The sequence below is a fragment of the Mycobacterium sp. RTGN4 genome (assembly GCF_033804635.1).
GTDB lineage: Bacteria > Actinomycetota > Actinomycetes > Mycobacteriales > Mycobacteriaceae > Mycobacterium.
In genome coordinates, this window is sequence record NZ_JAPZLB010000001.1 from 753732 (window position 1) to 768766 (window position 15035).

Here is a 15035-nt window from a genome sequence, read left to right on the forward strand (position 1 = left end):
GTCAGACCTCCACCGGCACGTTATTCCAGCCCCACTGGAAACTCGACGGCGGCCGGTTCGCCGACTCCGCGACGATGCGGAAGTCGGGCACTCGCTTGAGCCACTCGGTGACCATGACCGTGATCTCGAGGCGGGCCAGGTGCACGCCGAGGCAGAAATGCTGGCCGCGGCCGAACGCCAGGAGCCGCTCGATCGGGCGATTCCAGATGAACTCCTCCGGGTCGGCGTACTCCCGCTCGTCGCGGGCCGCCGAACCGAGCAGCGTGATGATCCGCTGCCCAGGATTGATGGTGGTGTCGTGGATCGTGAACGGTGTGCGCAGGGTTCGGGCGAACCATTGAGCGGGCGCGCAGAAGCGGATCATCTCCTCACGCGCGACGGACACGTTCGCATCGAGATCGGCTCGCACTGCGGCTATTTGGTCGGGCCACCGGCTGAGCTCCCACAATCCGTGCGCGACGATCTTCGGCACTGTCTCGGTGCCACCGATGAAGACGCCGAGCATCTGAGTGGCAACCTCGACGTCGCTGAACTCGGAGCCGTCCGGCAACCGGTAGCCGATCAGACCGTCGACGATGGGCAGATTGCTGCCGTCCGCAGCCTCGGCGCGGCGGCGCGCCACGATCGGAATCAAGTAGTCCAGATAGCCGGGCCGCGCGTTGGCGGTGTTCACACCGTCACCTGGCTTGGCCAGACTGCCCGCGTTCACGGTCGCCAACACATCAGCCGCCAAATCGACCGGCAAGCCGACCAATTCGCACACCACGGACGCTGCGACGATCCCGCCGTAATCCTGAGTGAGGTCGAACTCGCCGCGCGGCAACAACACGTCCAACCGTTCGTTGGCGAGTTGGCGAATCCGTTCGGTCAGCTTGCCGACGTTCCTTGGCCGAAAAGGGCCCGAATGGGTCCGTCGCACGTCTTCGTAGATGGGTGAGTCGAAGTTCGCGTGAAACGGCATGGGGTGCAGCGGCGGATCGGCGACCGGCCCGTCGTTGTGGTGCGCCAGCACCGAGGCCGCGGGCAGCGTACCCTCCGACGCGACGAAGGTTCCGTCGTTGCGCTCCAACACGTTCCAGATGTCTTCGAACCTCGACAGTGCGTAGGTGTCCCACTTCGGGAGGTAGTACACCGGATGGTCGTCACGCAGGGCGCGGTAGTACGGCAACGGATCGGCCATGACGGCCGGATCGAAGGGGTCGTAGGAGAAGTCTTGCACGGCAACTACTTCCGAACGTGTATTCACTGGAGTGGGGACGGGCTCAGCGCGGCAAGGATGGAGTCCTCCCAGCCGTCGCGTAGCGCAGGGGCGACGCTCATCCAGGTCACGATCTCGGCGGGCGGATTTCCCTTCCACGATGGGTAGTGATTCTCGAAGCAGTCCCAGTCGCCGTCGAGCGCCCAGTAGTGAATGACCTCGTTGAACCGGAACGTCGTGGTGTACGAGCCGAGCCAGCGCTTTCCCGTGCTTTCCGACCACGGCACGTAAAGGCGCTCGAGCTCGCGGATGTAGTCGCCCTGCTTGCCGGGCTTGGTCTGCATGATCTCCTGAATCACCAACCCCGCAGTGAATCCCGTTTCCTTGAGTTGGGCGAGCGGCTTGTTGCTTGGTCCCGGATACATGATCCGGCCCTCGCCCGAGGCGCCAAGGGAGGACATGAAAGTCGACCACTTGGCTGCGGCCGCCTCTTGGCTGCCGCCCCTGGCCTGAGCGCGTCCGATGCGCGCGTAGTCGGCGAACGCATCGATTTCCCAGATGATCGTCACCTGTGGCCAATGCCCGTTGTAGGGGGTCGCCTCCCAGATCGCGAACAGTCGCGCGCCGAGCGCTTCCATCATCGGGTGGTACACGTCGCTGAACACGTCGACGAATTGGTCGCTTCGTCCCGAACCCAACGAGATGGTCTCCTGCAGATACAGAAGTGTGTGGTCGTAGTGCTTGCGCATGACCGTTCACCACCCTCTCAAGAGCGACCCGCTCGACGGGTAGTTAGTTGACACCGACACCCAGCGAGCGTGACACTTATGGCGTGTTTTGTAAAGCCACCGCCCCGCCCCGATCCCCCGGCTTCCCATGAGCCCGACACCCTTGGCGAATGGCTTCTGCTTCGGTGAGGGCCCGCGCTGGTTCGAGGGGCTGTTGTGGTTCTCCGACATGCTGGGCGAGGCCGTCCACACCGTCGACCTCGCGGGGTCGATGACCACGTTGGCGTTACCCGGTCGCGCACCCTCCGGCCTGGGCTTTCGCCCCGACGGCACGCTCCTGATCGCCTCCACCGAAGACCGTCAGGTGCTGCGCTACGACGGCGATACCGTCGTTCCCGTCGCCGACCTGCGCGACCTAGTGCCGGCAAACCTCGGCGACATGATCGTCGACGACGCCGGACGCGCGTACGTCGGATCGCAGGCGCGGGAGGGCGGCGTCATCGTGCGAATCGACCCCGACGACACCGTGTCCGTCGTCGCGGACGACTTGGACTTCCCCAATGGCATGGTCATCACGCCCGACGGGGCGACCCTGGTCGTCGCGGAGTCGACCGGACGCAGATTGACCGCATTCACGCTGACGGCGAGCGGCGAGCTGTCGGATCGGCGCCCGTTCGCAGAGGGCCTCGACGGACCCCCGGACGGGCTCGCCATCGACTCCGAAGGTGGCGTCTGGGCGTCGATGACGTTGGCCAACCAGTTCCAACGGATCGTCGACGGCGGCGCGGTCACCGACCGCATCGACATGGACGGCCGCACCGCGATCGCATGCGCACTCGGCGGCCCCGAGGGCAGGATGCTGTTCCTGCTGTCCAGCACTGACGCCTATCCCGAGCGCCTGATCGGCACCCAACTCTCCCGCATCGACACCGTGATCGTCGACATCCCGGGCACCGGCCCTCCTGCGAACCCTCCCGCATCGACACCGTGATCGTCGACATCCCGGGCACCAGCCCTGTCCCATCCCACTGACGATGAAGGTGACGTAGTTGTCCGACTCCTATTACGAACTGATCGACGCCGACGACGAGCGCGGCGAAAAATTCACGGCGAGCGATCTGGTTCGCAGCACCTGGACCGCCGCGATCCAACACGGCGCCCCTCCGTCAGCGCTACTCGTGCGTGCGCTCGAACAATGCGCGCCACGGGAGGACACCCGGCTTTCCCGGGTGATGATCGATCTGCTGGGTGCAGTCCCCGCCGACGGTGAGCTCTGGGTGCGCGCCAAGGTGGACCGGCCCGGCCGACAGATCGAATTGGTCAGCGCCGAGTTGCTCGCCATTGGGAAAGACGGCGCGCCTCGACCCGTGGCGCGGGCAAGTGGCTGGCGGATGCTCACCCTGGATACCAGTGCGGTGGTGCACCAGCCCGCTCCTCCGCTGCGCCCGCTCTCGGAGGCCGTCAACCGAAATCTCGAAAAGGATTGGGACCGTAACTACGTCCACAGCCTGGACTGGCGCTGGCTGACCACGCCGATGGCGGACGGCCCCGGTGAGTCGTGGCTGAAACCGACTGTCGATCTGGTCAAGGGCGAGCAGTTGACGCCCCTGCAGCGGCTGTTCACGGTGGCTGACGACGCCAACGGCATCGGGACCAAGTTGGATATCCGGAAGTGGACGTTCATGAACACCGACCTCGTCGTACACGTCCATCGCGTGCCCGACGGGGATTGGATCGGCATTCGCGCCGAGACCAGTTACGGTCCGGACGGCATCGGCACGACGTTCGGCACGCTGTTCGACCAGAGCGGTCCGGTGGGCGGCACTCAGCAGTCGGTGCTGGTGCGCCCCATGCCGCGACGCTAACTACTCGACGACCGCCGGGAGCCGCTTGACTCCGTGCACGAAGTTGCTGTGAAGTAGCTCGGGTTCGCCGAACTCGACACGCTTCAACCGAGTCAGCAACTCGCGGAACAAGTTTCGCAACTCACTCTTGGTCAGTTGATTGCCAAGGCAGAAATGCGGACCGCCACCACCGAATCCGAGATGCGGGTTGGGCGAACGCGAGAGGTCGAACGCGTGCGGCGAGGAGAACACACTCTCGTCCCGGTTGGCCGAGCAGTAGAAGAGCCCGACCTTCTCGCCCGCCCTGAGCTGCTGTCCGGCCAGCTCCACGTCCTCGGTGACGAACCGCGCGAACTGCAGCACCGGCGACGACCATCGCACGAACTCCTCGACGGCCAGCCCGATCCGGTCCTCGAAGTCCTCCATCAGCCAGGCCCGCTGTTCAGGATTCGCGACCAGGGCCATCATCGCGTGCGTGGTGGCCTGCTTGGTGGTGTCGTTACCGGCCGACGACAGCAGGATCAGGAACGCGCCGATCTCCTCGTCGGTCAGCCGCTGACCGTCGACTTCGGCGTTCACGATGCTCGTCATCAGGTCGTCGCCCGGATTGGCCCTGCGGAACTTGGCGAGTTCGGCGCCGGTGCTGGCCAGCAGCATGATCTCGTTGATGGTGTCCTGGGCGCGCTCTTCCAGCGTGCTGTACTCGTCGTCACTCATGCCGAAAAGCTTTTCCGCCGCGGCCGTTACACCAGGCTGATCCGACGGCGGAACCCCGAGCATATCCATGATCGTCAACATCGGAAGGCGTGCGGAACACGCCGAGACGAAATCGACCTCACCCGCACCGACGAGGTCGTCGACGACCTTCACCGCGGTGGCATGGATCTGCTCGTCGATCCGCCGGACGTTTCGCGGGGTGAACGCCGAGCTGATCAACTTTCGGTACACCGTGTGCTGAGGCGGATCCATCGTCAGGAAGAACGACGCGAACCGCTGCACGTCGGCGGGCATCGGATCCAGTGCCACCCCCTGCGCAGAGGTGAACAGCTCCGGGTGCGTGCTGACGTAGGTGATGTCAGCACGTCGAGTCAGTGCCCAGAAGCCCGGTTCGGCTATGTCGAACAACGAGGGAAGCGGTCGATGCCACGTAAGCCCGTCATGCGCCCGTAGCCGCGCGAATGTCTTGTCACGCTCGGCGAACGGCTGGCTCCAGAAACCGTGCGAGGTGATGTCGAAGGGGCTGTGCTCACGTTCGGCCGACACGCTGGCAACCGTCACTGGGCTTCTTCTTTCTCGAGTCGATCGACTGCGCAGACCGCTACTAAATGACCGGTTCAGCGTGACACTTGAGCAAAACTTTGTAAAGCTATGGTGATGACGCAACCGTTGGCTGGCGCGCCGCCGCCCGCCGGGGTCGCGGCCGATGCCTCCACCCGCGAGCGAATACTGGCCGCAACGGCCGAGGTCATGGGCCGCAACGGCATGACCAAACTCAGCCTGTCGAAGGTCGCGCTCCAGGCCGGGGTGTCACGTCCCACGCTGTACCGCTGGTTCGGTTCGAAGACGGATCTGCTCGACGCCTACGTGGTGTGGGAGCGGGTGTTGTGGGAGCGCGCGATAACCGACGCCATCGCCGACCTTGCCCCACGCGACCGGCTCGACGCGGTACTGCGCGTCATTGCCACGGGCCAGCAGGCCTATCCGGGCCTCCGCATGGCCGACATCGAACCGGCGGAGGTCATCAAGAAGCTGTCGGGGATCATTCCCGTCATGCGTGCGCGACTCGAGCGGCTCATGCCGGGATCCAACGGAGCCGAGACTGCGGCAACGGTTGTTCGCGTGGCCATTTCGCACTATCTGGTGCGAAGCGACGACGCCGATGACTTCCTCGCGCAACTGCGCCACGCCGCCGGGGTGGCACACCGCCCATCGGCGACCGCCGCCGACGACGCACGAGACTGATCGGGCCGCCGCGGACAAAGAGCCCGCTAACCTCGACGGCATGCGACCGTTCGATGACGGTGTTCGGCTGATCCGATCCGGGGGTGCGACACCGGACGAGCTGGCCGAGCAATTGCTTGCCCAACTCACCGAAGGCGAACTCCTCGGCCTGCTCGATGGGGATGTCTCGCGGTTCCAGCTCGCGAAGCTGCCAAGCATGATGGCGACGGGTCCGATCTCCGCGGGTGCGGTGCCCCGACTCGGCATCCCAGGTATCCGCTTCAGCGACGGTCCCCGCGGGGTGGTCGTGGGCCATTCCACGTCGTTCCCCGTGGCGGTGGCCAGGGCGGCCACCTGGGATTTCGAGCTCGAAGAAGAAGTCGGCCGCGCAATGGGTGTGGAGGGTAGGGCCCAGGGCGCCAACTACTCCGCCGCCGTCTGCGTCAACCTGCTGCGCCACCCGGCCTGGGGACGTGCCCAGGAGTGCTACGGCGAAGACCCGGTCTTGATCGGTCGGATGGGGGCGGCCCTGACGCGGGGACTTCGGGAGCACGTCATGGCGTGTGTGAAGCACTTTGCGCTGAACTCGATTGAGAACGCCCGCTTTCGGATCAACGTCACCGTCGACGAGCACGCCCTGCACGAGGTCTACCTTCCGCATTTCAAACAGGTCGTGGATGCCGGCGCCGAGTCCGTCATGAGTTCGTACAACTCCATCAACGGGCACTGGGCCGACGAGCACCAGGTCCTGCTTTCCGACATTCTTCGCGACGAGTGGGGCTTTCGCGGATTCGTCACCAGCGATTGGGTTTTCGGCGTACACGACCCCGTCGTCTCGTTGGCGGCGGGCATGGACGTGGAGATGCCGCTGCGCAATCGCCGGGCCAGGACGCTTCCGGCCGCACTCAAGGACGGCCGCGTCGCACGCGAGCTGGTGCTGCGGTCGGGGCGCCGCATCTTGGCCACCCAACTTCGGCACGCCGCCACCAGAGTGCGCGAGGAACCGTCGAGTGCCGCCGTGGCGTCGCCCGCGCACCGGGCGCTCGCGCGGCGGGCCGCAGCCCGCGGAATGGTGCTGCTGAAGAACGATTCGGTCGGTGACGTGCCACTGCTGCCGCTGGACCCGACTTCGTTGCATCGGGTGGCAATCGTCGGACACCTTGCGGCAGAAGCGAACCTGGGCGATCGGGGGTCCTCGCTGGTCCGGCCACCGTCGGTCAGCAGCGTGCTCGACGGTGTCCGCGAGGCGCTTCCCGGCCTGCGGATCGACTACGCGCCCGGCACCGATGTCGCCGCCGCTGCAGAAGCGGCGACTGACGCAGACGCCGCCGTCATCGTGGTGGGCCTTGGCGCCGAAGACGAGGGCGAGCGCATCATGAACACCGATCCGGGTGCCATGAAGATGCTGGGCTTTCCGTTCAACACGCGACTGGTCGGTTGGCTCGCGGGAAAGGTCGTCGGCAACCGAATGGGCAAGGGCGGCGACCGAGTTTCGCTGTCACTGACCGCGCAGGATGAGCAACTCATCGCCGCAGTCGCACAACGTAATCCGCGAGCGGTGGTCGTGCTCATCGGCGGCAGTGCCATCACCATGGAGCGGTGGCGCGTGCAGGTGCCCGCAATACTGATGGCCTGGTACCCGGGCATGGAGGGCGGCCGGGCCGTCGCCGACGTGCTGCTCGGCCGAACCGAACCGGGTGGCCGACTGCCGCTGTCGATCCCGACGAACGAATCGGACCTACCGTTCTTCGACTCCGAAGCCACGGAGATCAGCTATGACGCGTGGTGGGGGCAGCGAAAGCTCGACCACGACGGCGCACCGACGGCGTTCCGGTTCGGCCATGGACTGGGCTACACGACGTTCGACGTCACGCTCACCGAACACGAAGTCGACGAGGACACCGGCACGGCGGTCGCTCGAGTGCGCAACACCGGCGCCCGCGCGGGCAGCACCGTCGCACAGGTCTACGCGTGGGACGCCGACGCGGAACGCCCAGTGCCACAACTGATCGGATTCCATCGCGTCGAACTCGACCCTGGCGCGGCGACTGACGTCGTCATCGACCTCGACCTCGGTCCGGTGCGGCAACGGGACCCCGCCACACGACGATGGTCACGACGTCCAGGGTCGTGGCGGCTGGTCGTGGATCAGGTCAGCCCCAGCGCACCGGGTCCCGGACGTCCGCTCTGGTGAGCGTCAGTGCTCGACAGGCGCTGCGCGTGAACGGACTTCGGCAATCCGCTCCTTGCGGATTTCCACCGGACCGGTCTCGAACGTCTCATGGATGCCAAGGTCGGCGAGCCCGAGGAGCGGCAGGATCGGCACGCCGCCCGCGGCGACCACCAACTTCAGATCATCGGAAACGCCACTGTCGAACATCATTCCGCCGATGAGACAGATGACCGCCATCTTGTAGGCGTTGAGCGCCCGGTACCACGGTCGGTTCACGGGCGTGATTCCGCTGACAGTCTCATAGCTTTCGAGGAACTCGTCGATGGTCAACGCCGATGGATGGCTGGTAAGCCCGACGGGCTGCATCCAGAGCAGCTCCATCCATCCGATGTCGGTGAGCGGATCACCGATTGTGGTCATCTCCCAATCGAATACCGCACTGACGTCATCGCCGCCGAACGCGAAGTTGCCGGGTTTGGCGTCACCGTGCACCAGGGTGAGCTTCGCGGATGGTTCCGGCTTGGTCTCACGCAACGCAAGCAGCAGCCGCTCGAGCGCGGGAAGCGGCCCGCGTTGCACGCGGTGCATCTCGTCGGCCCAGTGGTCGAGTTCGCGGTCGAGGTGGTCGCGGCCGTCCCCCAGGAAACTCAGGTCGACCGCGGCTAGCTCGACGGAGTGGATGGCCCCGAGTTGCTCGGCCATGCTCGCGCACATCCGTCGAATACCGGCCGCAGGCCGATCGGGAGTCTCCATCTCGTACACGTCGCCTGCGACGCGTTCCATGACGAGGAACTCTCGACCCAATACCTCGCCGGAGTCCTCCAGCCACAGTGCGCGAGGCACGCGCACCGCCGTGTGTTCGAGCGCCCGCAGCACGTCGAACTGACGCTTCAGGTCGTACGGTTCGAGCAGCGCTGGCGGTGGCGGACGCAGCCGCAGCACCACGTCTTGCCGCGCTTCGGTCGCGGCCCGTTGCGTCACGACGGTCAGCACCATCATCTCCGCCGAATGGCCGAACTCGACACGGTCGAGTCCTTCGATGCGAACCTCATCGGCGTCGGGCAACTGCGTGCGCAGCCAGTCGGCAAGTCGTTCGGCCACGTCGGTTCGACTCATGAGGGCTAGCGTGACACCGTTCGGACAAACTGTAAAGAATGTCCGATCTAAGGCGACGATCTCCGGGCGGCGAGCTCGGCGAGCACCTCATCGGTGTGTTCACCGAGTTCCGGTGCCGTCCAACGGGGTTCCCACGGCGTGCCGTGAAAGTCGGCAGGCGTGGCGACCATCGGAAGGCTCGAATCCCCGTCGGGCACGTCGACGAGCCCTCCCCCGGCGTGGAACTGCTCGTCACCCAGGATGTCCTCGAGCGAGTTGATCGGTGACCAGAAGAAGTCCGGTTCGCTGTCGAAGGCGGCGGCCCATTCGGCGAGCGGCTTCGTCGCGAAGAGCCCGTCCAACTCGCCGATCAGCTGTTCACCGTTGACGAAGCGATCGCGGGCGGTGGCAAAGCGGGGGTCGGTCAGCCAATCGTCCCGACCGACCGCACGACACAGTGCGGGCCAGTGCCGCTCACCCTCTAGCCCGACGATCCAGAACCTTCGCCCGTCGCCCGCCGCATAGTTGTTCATGCACGGGTTGCCCATGGTCTCGCGCTGCCCGATCGCGATGGAATTGCCGGTCAGCAGGTACGTGTTCAGATCGAAGCTGACGGTGTAGGTGCCCTGACGGTAGAGCGACGTGGTGACCAACTGACCGGTTCCGGTGCGCGCCCGCGCGACCAGCGCCGCGCACACCGCCGCGGCCAAGGTCATGCCGACCGAATGATCCCCCATGCCGCCACGCTGGAATGGAGGCGTGTCCCCGGGGCGGGTCAACAGGTGCGCCAGGCCGGCGCGGGCCCAGAAGGCGGCAACGTCGTAGGCCGCGCGGTCCGCTTCGGGCCCGGTCATCCCGTAGCCGGTGATCAATCCGTACACCAGGCGCGGGTTTGCGCCTGCCACGGCTTCGTAGTCCAGGCCAAGGCGCTGCAATGCGGCGGGCCGCACGTTGGTCAGGAACACGTCGGCGTCGGCGAGCAGTGCGTGTGCAGTGGCGCGGCCCTCGTCGGTGGCGAGGTCGAGGACGACGCTGCGTTTGGACCGGTTGTCCATCTCGAACGGCGGGTTCGCGACATGACCGTCCTGGGGGATTCCCAGCATGCGGCCGAACGTCCGTGCGGGGTCGCCGGTCGGTGGCTCGATCTTCACGACGTCGGCGCCCCAATCGGCGAGGATGCCGCCCGCGGCCGGTCCCGCCACCCACACGCCGAGTTCGACGACCTTGACGTCTTCCATGGGTCCGGCCACGTCGCCTCTTCTCGTCACGCCCGCGAATCTCGGCAGTTGCATCGGGTTCCGCGGAAGCACCTTACAGTTGTCCGTCACTTCGTAAACTAACCAACGAGTTGGGTGAGCTCCGTCCCGTCGGGAAGGTCATTGTGATGTTCATCGTGCCGCGCGGCTACCGGGACCATCGGTTTTGCGCTTTACCATCAGGTGCACAGCCAGCTGTACCGCAGAACGTGACGAGGGTCTTGACGTGAACGAACCAGCAACCGCCGTGCCGGACGGCGACGATCCGCATGACGACACGTCGACCCGGACCCGCATCCTGGCCGCCACCGCCGAGGTGCTCGGCAGCAGCGGCCAGACCAAGCTCAGCCTCTCCGAGGTCGCGCTGCAGGCCGGGGTGTCCCGTCCGACGCTCTACCGGTGGTTCGCCTCGAAGGACGAACTCCTTGCGGCGTTCGGGCGCTATGAGCGCGACATGTTCGACTCGGGGATCAGCAGAGCGACAGCCGGGCTCCGCGGCAACGAGAAGCTCGACGCCGCACTGCGGTTCATCGTCAAGTACCAGCAGTCTTACTCCGGCGTCCGACTGGTCGACATCGAACCCGAGGTGGTCATCGCACAGTTGGCGCAGATCATCCCGACCATGCGGGCCCGCCTGGTGAGGCTGATGTCCGGTCCCAACAGTGCGGTCAAGGCGGCTACGGCCATCCGGGTGGCCGTGGCGCACTACATCGTGCGCAGCGACGACGGCGACCAATTTCTCGCGCAGCTTCGTCACGCAGCGGGCATCAAGCCGCCGGACGCGAGCAGCTGAAGCCTGGCGAGATCCGCCAAAGGCGTGACACTTCGCCGATGGTTTGTAAGGCTAGCTAGATGACGAGCGTGCAGAGCGATTCAGGGGTGTTGGCCGGCGACGAGCGGATGCTGATCGACGGCGAACTCCAATACACGGGCAGTGGTGCGAAGTTCGACGTGATCCACCCGGCCAGCGAACAGGTGGCAGGTCAGGCAACCGACGGCACCGTCGCCGACATGGAGCGCGCCGTCGGCGCGGCACGGCGCGCGTTCGACGAAACCGACTGGTCGCGCGACCTGGAGTTCCGCCACCACTGTCTGACCCAGTTGGCCGAGGCGCTGGACCGCAACAAGGAGCACCTGCGGCGGGTGCTGATCACCGAGGTCGGCTGTCCGGTCACGGTGTCGGGATCCCAGATCGAATCGCCCATCTCCGAAGTCACCCACTGGGCCGAGCACGGCCGCAACTTCGAATACCTGACCGACACCGGGATGCACGACACCCCGATGGGTCCGGCACGCCGCAAGATCCACTACGAACCCATCGGCGTGGTCGGAGCGATCACCCCGTGGAACGTGCCGTTCTACCTCAACATCGCTGAGACCGTGCCCGCGTTGATGGCGGGAAACACCGTGGTACTCAAGCCCGCTCAGCTCACGCCGTGGTCGGGCAGCGAGTACGGCCGCATCGTCGCCGAGGAAACCGATATCCCGGCGGGCGTATTCAACGTGGTGGTGTCCAACGCCAACGAGGTCGGCGCCGCGTTGAGCGCAGATCCGCGGGTCGACATGATCACGTTCACCGGATCCACGGCCACCGGGCGGGCCATCCTGGCCGCGGGCGCGGCGACGGTGAAGAAGACACTGCTCGAGTTGGGCGGCAAGTCTGCCCACATCGTGCTCGACGATGCCGACTTCAACTCCGCACTGCCGCTGGCGGCGATGATGGCGTGCGTGATGTCGGGGCAGTCGTGCATCCTTCCCAGCCGAATCTTGTTGCCGCGCAGCCGCTACGACGAAGGTATCGAGGTGCTCAAGACCAGCATGGAGAACTTCCCATACGGGGATCCATGGGACCCGGGCAACATGCAGGGTCCGCAGATCAGCGCGCAGCAGCGCAAGAAGGTGCTCGGGCTGATCAAGAGCGGCATCGAGTCCGGTGGGCGGCTGGTCACCGGCGGCGGCATCCCCGAGCACCTACCCGTCGGCTACTACGTGCAACCCACGCTGATCGCCGACGTCGATCCGAACTCCCAGATCTCCCAGGAGGAGATCTTCGGCCCGGTGCTGACGGTCACCCCCTACGAGAGCGACGACGAAGCCGTCGCGATCGCCAACAACTCCATCTACGGGCTGTCCGGTGAGGTCTCCAGCGGCGACGTCGATCGGGCCATGGCCGTCGCCAAGCGGATGCGCACCGGCAACGTCACCATCAACGGCAAGTCCCACTTCGGCATCACCAGCCCCTTCGGCGGGACCAAGCAAAGCGGCCTCGGCAGGCGCAATGGCGACGAGGGCTACCGCGAATACCTCGAGGCGAAGACCATCGGCCTGCCTGAATGACCGACCTCGACGAGATATCGGCACTGCTGCACCGCTACGCCCGCGCCGTCGACACCAAGGACTGGGAGCTCTATCGGTCGGTATTCACTGCCGATGCCGTCATCGACTATTCGTCGAACGGCATCCCCGCGGGTGCGCGCGATGAGATCACCGACTTCCTCGCGAAGGCCTTCACGGCCATTCCGATGTCGATGCACTACATCACCAACATCGAGGCGGACGTGGGTTCCGGAGGGCAGGAGCGAAGCGACCGGGGACATCTGCCGAGCGACACGGCCAAGGTGCGGGCGATGTTCTACAACCCGACGCAGCTGCCAGGCTTGTCGGAGCTGAGCCACTTCGGCGGCTACTACTTCCATGAGCTGGTACGCACGGACGACGGATGGCGCAGCCGCCACCTTCGCGAGGAGGCCGTGTGGGCCGTCAATGGCCCGGGCGGCTAGCCCTCGGCTGCCAATTGACCGCAGGCAGCGGCGATTTCGCGGCCGCGCGTGTCGCGGACCGTACAGGACACCCCGCGCTCCTTGACCCGCCTGACGAACTCCCGCTCGACCGGTTTGGGGCTGGCGTCCCATTCGCTGCCCGGCGTCGGGTTGAGCGGAATCAGGTTGACGTGCACGAGCGGTCCCAGCGCGCCGTGAAGCTTCTTGCCGAGTAGGTCGGCCCGCCACGGCTGGTCGTTGACGTCGCGGATCAAGGCGTACTCGATGGACACTCGCCGGCCGGTGACGTCGGCGTAATACCTTGCGGCGTCGAGTGCTTCGGACACCTTCCACCGGTTGTTGACCGGTACCAGCGTGTCGCGGAGCTCGTCGTCCGGCGCGTGCAGTGACAGCGCGAGCGTCACACCGAGGTGTTCGTCGGCCAGCTTGCGAATGGCGGGCGCCAACCCGACCGTCGACACCGTGACCGATCGCGCGGAGATGCCGAAGCCGTCAGGTGCCGGAGCGATGATGCGTTGGACCGCGGTGAGCACCCGGTTGTAGTTGGCCAGTGGCTCGCCCATGCCCATGAAGACGATGTTGGACAACCTGCCGTCGTGCTCGTCGCGCATGGCAGCCGCAGCGGCCCGGACCTGCTCGAGAATCTCTCCCGTGGAAAGGTTTCGGGTCAGCCCTCCCTGGCCGGTCGCACAGAACGGACACGCCATTCCGCACCCGGCCTGCGACGAGATGCACACCGTATTGCGCTGCGGATAGCGCATCAGCACCGACTCGAACGTGGTGCCATCGCCGGCACGCCACAACGTCTTTCTGGTCTCCCCCGCGTCGCATTCGATGGACTTCACCACCGACAGCAGCGGCGGGAACAGTGCCTCGGCCACTTGACCTCGAACCGCAGCTGGCAGGTCCGTCATGAGTTGCGGGTCGGCGATCAGCCGCCCGAAGTATTGATTGGCCAACTGCTTGGCCCGGAATGCGGGCAGTCCCAACTCCGCGACCGCGGAGGTGCGGCCGTCGTCGGAGAGGTCGGCGAAGTGCCGCGGCGGCATACCCCGCTTCGGCGCGTTGAAGACCAATTCTTGCTTCACGATTCGTCCAGTATGTCGCGTACTGCCCGTTCGACGGCATCCAGTACGTCGGGATCGACCCCTGCGCGTCCGCGCACGAATACAGATGCGCGGTTGGTCGGCGGCAGGCCCTCGGCGAGACACAGTCCATCGGGAAGCCGGCCGATCATGGGCAGCAACGCCACTCCCAACCCGGAGCGCACGGCGGCGAACAACCCCGAGAGGTCGGCGCTCTCGGCTGCGATGCGGTAGGGCACCCCGATGCGGTCGAGTGCTGCGAAGGTCGGCTCACGCAAGGTGCACGGTTCGGAGTACATCACCACCGGCAGCGGTTCGTTCGCCTGCGTTGAGCCACTACGTGCCGAAACCCATTTCAGCGCAACCATTCCCGAGGCATTAGTCGGATCCAGACCGGAACCGTCGAGCATCACCGCGAGGTCGACCAGCCCTTGTTCGATAGCGTCGGCGAGCATGACGTTGCGGTCCAGTCGGAACCGCACCCGCCACTCTGGCAGCCGCTCTGAAAGCGCGGCGATCAAACCGGGGAGCATGACGTCTGCACCGTGTTCGGTGGCGCCGATCAGCAGCACGCGTTCCTCGACCGACCCGAGCTCGGCAAGCGCCGTGTCGTGCGCGGCGAGAATCGTGCGCGCATGGCCGAGCACTCGGTGACCCAACTCGGTGAATGCGACACCGCGGCCCGAACGCTCTACGACCGGCCCTCCGACCACTGCCTCGACGCGCCGCACGTGTTGGCTGACGGCCGACTGCGTCATGTGAAGGACGGCGGCCGCGCGGTGAAATCCGCCACAGTCGGCCACGGCCACGACGCTGCGCAGTGGCGCGATGTCCAGGACCTGACCCATGGCGTCAACATACTCCGATCAGCAATGACGATCAAAATGTCGCTCATTTTGCGCAGATTCGCGGCCGTGCCCAAGTGACTGATCATA

General features: G+C 65.8%; 14 protein-coding genes. 7 read left to right on the forward strand and 7 right to left on the reverse strand.

Annotated elements, in window-relative coordinates; all coding sequences use genetic code 11:
* Position 1: 1 nt before the first annotated feature.
* Entirely contained in the window at positions 2 to 1180 is a 1179-nt protein-coding gene (locus SLQ30_RS03680; RefSeq protein WP_319445600.1) for a cytochrome P450, read from the reverse strand.
* A gap of 62 nt (positions 1181 to 1242) precedes the next feature.
* Positions 1243 to 1947, reverse strand: a complete 705-nt coding sequence (locus SLQ30_RS03685) for an NIPSNAP family protein (RefSeq protein ID WP_319445467.1) — start codon at positions 1945 to 1947, stop codon at positions 1243 to 1245.
* 127 nt (positions 1948 to 2074) lie between these two features.
* Between SLQ30_RS03685 and SLQ30_RS03690 the strand changes: the two genes are divergently transcribed.
* Together SLQ30_RS03690 and SLQ30_RS03695 are read left to right on the forward strand one after the other, a co-directional pair.
* Positions 2075 to 2917, forward strand: a complete 843-nt coding sequence (locus SLQ30_RS03690) for an SMP-30/gluconolactonase/LRE family protein (protein WP_319445468.1) — start codon at positions 2075 to 2077, stop codon at positions 2915 to 2917.
* Positions 2918 to 2975: 58 nt separating this feature from the next.
* On the forward strand, positions 2976 to 3791 hold the full coding sequence (locus SLQ30_RS03695) for a thioesterase family protein (protein ID WP_319445469.1): 816 nt from the start codon (positions 2976 to 2978) through the stop codon (positions 3789 to 3791).
* Here SLQ30_RS03695 and SLQ30_RS03700 read toward each other — a convergent pair whose 3' ends face one another.
* Positions 3792 to 5048, reverse strand: a complete 1257-nt coding sequence (locus tag SLQ30_RS03700) for a cytochrome P450 (RefSeq protein ID WP_319445470.1) — start codon at positions 5046 to 5048, stop codon at positions 3792 to 3794.
* A 96-nt stretch (positions 5049 to 5144) separates the two neighbouring features.
* Here SLQ30_RS03700 and SLQ30_RS03705 point away from each other — a divergent pair, with 96 nt between their 5' ends.
* Both SLQ30_RS03705 and SLQ30_RS03710 read left to right on the forward strand, forming a co-directional pair.
* Positions 5145 to 5732: a helix-turn-helix domain-containing protein gene (locus SLQ30_RS03705; RefSeq protein ID WP_319445471.1), complete on the forward strand. Its 588-nt coding sequence runs from the start codon at positions 5145 to 5147 to the stop codon at positions 5730 to 5732.
* A 40-nt stretch (positions 5733 to 5772) separates the two neighbouring features.
* Positions 5773 to 7905, forward strand: a complete 2133-nt coding sequence (locus SLQ30_RS03710; RefSeq protein WP_319445472.1) for a beta-glucosidase family protein — start codon at positions 5773 to 5775, stop codon at positions 7903 to 7905.
* A 3-nt stretch (positions 7906 to 7908) separates the two neighbouring features.
* On the opposite strand, the gene SLQ30_RS03715 is transcribed toward SLQ30_RS03710, so the two are convergent.
* Complete coding sequence (locus SLQ30_RS03715) at positions 7909 to 9000, reverse strand: phosphotransferase family protein (RefSeq protein WP_319445473.1); 1092 nt, start codon at positions 8998 to 9000, stop codon at positions 7909 to 7911.
* A gap of 47 nt (positions 9001 to 9047) precedes the next feature.
* The gene (locus tag SLQ30_RS03720; RefSeq protein WP_319445601.1) at positions 9048 to 10229 is read right to left on the reverse strand and encodes a CoA transferase; all 1182 of its coding nucleotides are present in this window, start codon (positions 10227 to 10229) and stop codon (positions 9048 to 9050) included.
* Between the two features lie 232 nt (positions 10230 to 10461).
* Here SLQ30_RS03720 and SLQ30_RS03725 point away from each other — a divergent pair, with 232 nt between their 5' ends.
* From SLQ30_RS03725 to SLQ30_RS03735, 3 genes are read left to right on the forward strand one after another with little or no spacing between them, the layout of a single operon-like run.
* Entirely contained in the window at positions 10462 to 11028 is a 567-nt protein-coding gene (locus SLQ30_RS03725; RefSeq protein ID WP_319445474.1) for a TetR/AcrR family transcriptional regulator, read from the forward strand.
* Between the two features lie 59 nt (positions 11029 to 11087).
* On the forward strand, positions 11088 to 12572 hold the full coding sequence (locus SLQ30_RS03730) for an aldehyde dehydrogenase family protein (protein WP_319445475.1): 1485 nt from the start codon (positions 11088 to 11090) through the stop codon (positions 12570 to 12572).
* Positions 12569 to 13015, forward strand: coding sequence for a nuclear transport factor 2 family protein (locus SLQ30_RS03735; RefSeq protein WP_319445476.1), 447 nt, complete (start codon positions 12569 to 12571; stop codon positions 13013 to 13015). Before SLQ30_RS03730 ends, SLQ30_RS03735 begins: the two co-directional genes overlap by 4 nt.
* Here the strand turns inward: SLQ30_RS03735 and rlmN are convergent.
* On the reverse strand, positions 13012 to 14064 hold the full coding sequence (gene rlmN / locus SLQ30_RS03740; protein WP_319445602.1) for a 23S rRNA (adenine(2503)-C(2))-methyltransferase RlmN: 1053 nt from the start codon (positions 14062 to 14064) through the stop codon (positions 13012 to 13014). The two genes, SLQ30_RS03735 and rlmN, sit on opposite strands and share 4 nt — an antisense overlap.
* Before the next feature lie 35 nt (positions 14065 to 14099).
* Complete coding sequence (locus tag SLQ30_RS03745; protein WP_319445477.1) at positions 14100 to 14948, reverse strand: LysR family transcriptional regulator; 849 nt, start codon at positions 14946 to 14948, stop codon at positions 14100 to 14102.
* Between the last annotated feature and the right edge of the window lie 87 nt (positions 14949 to 15035).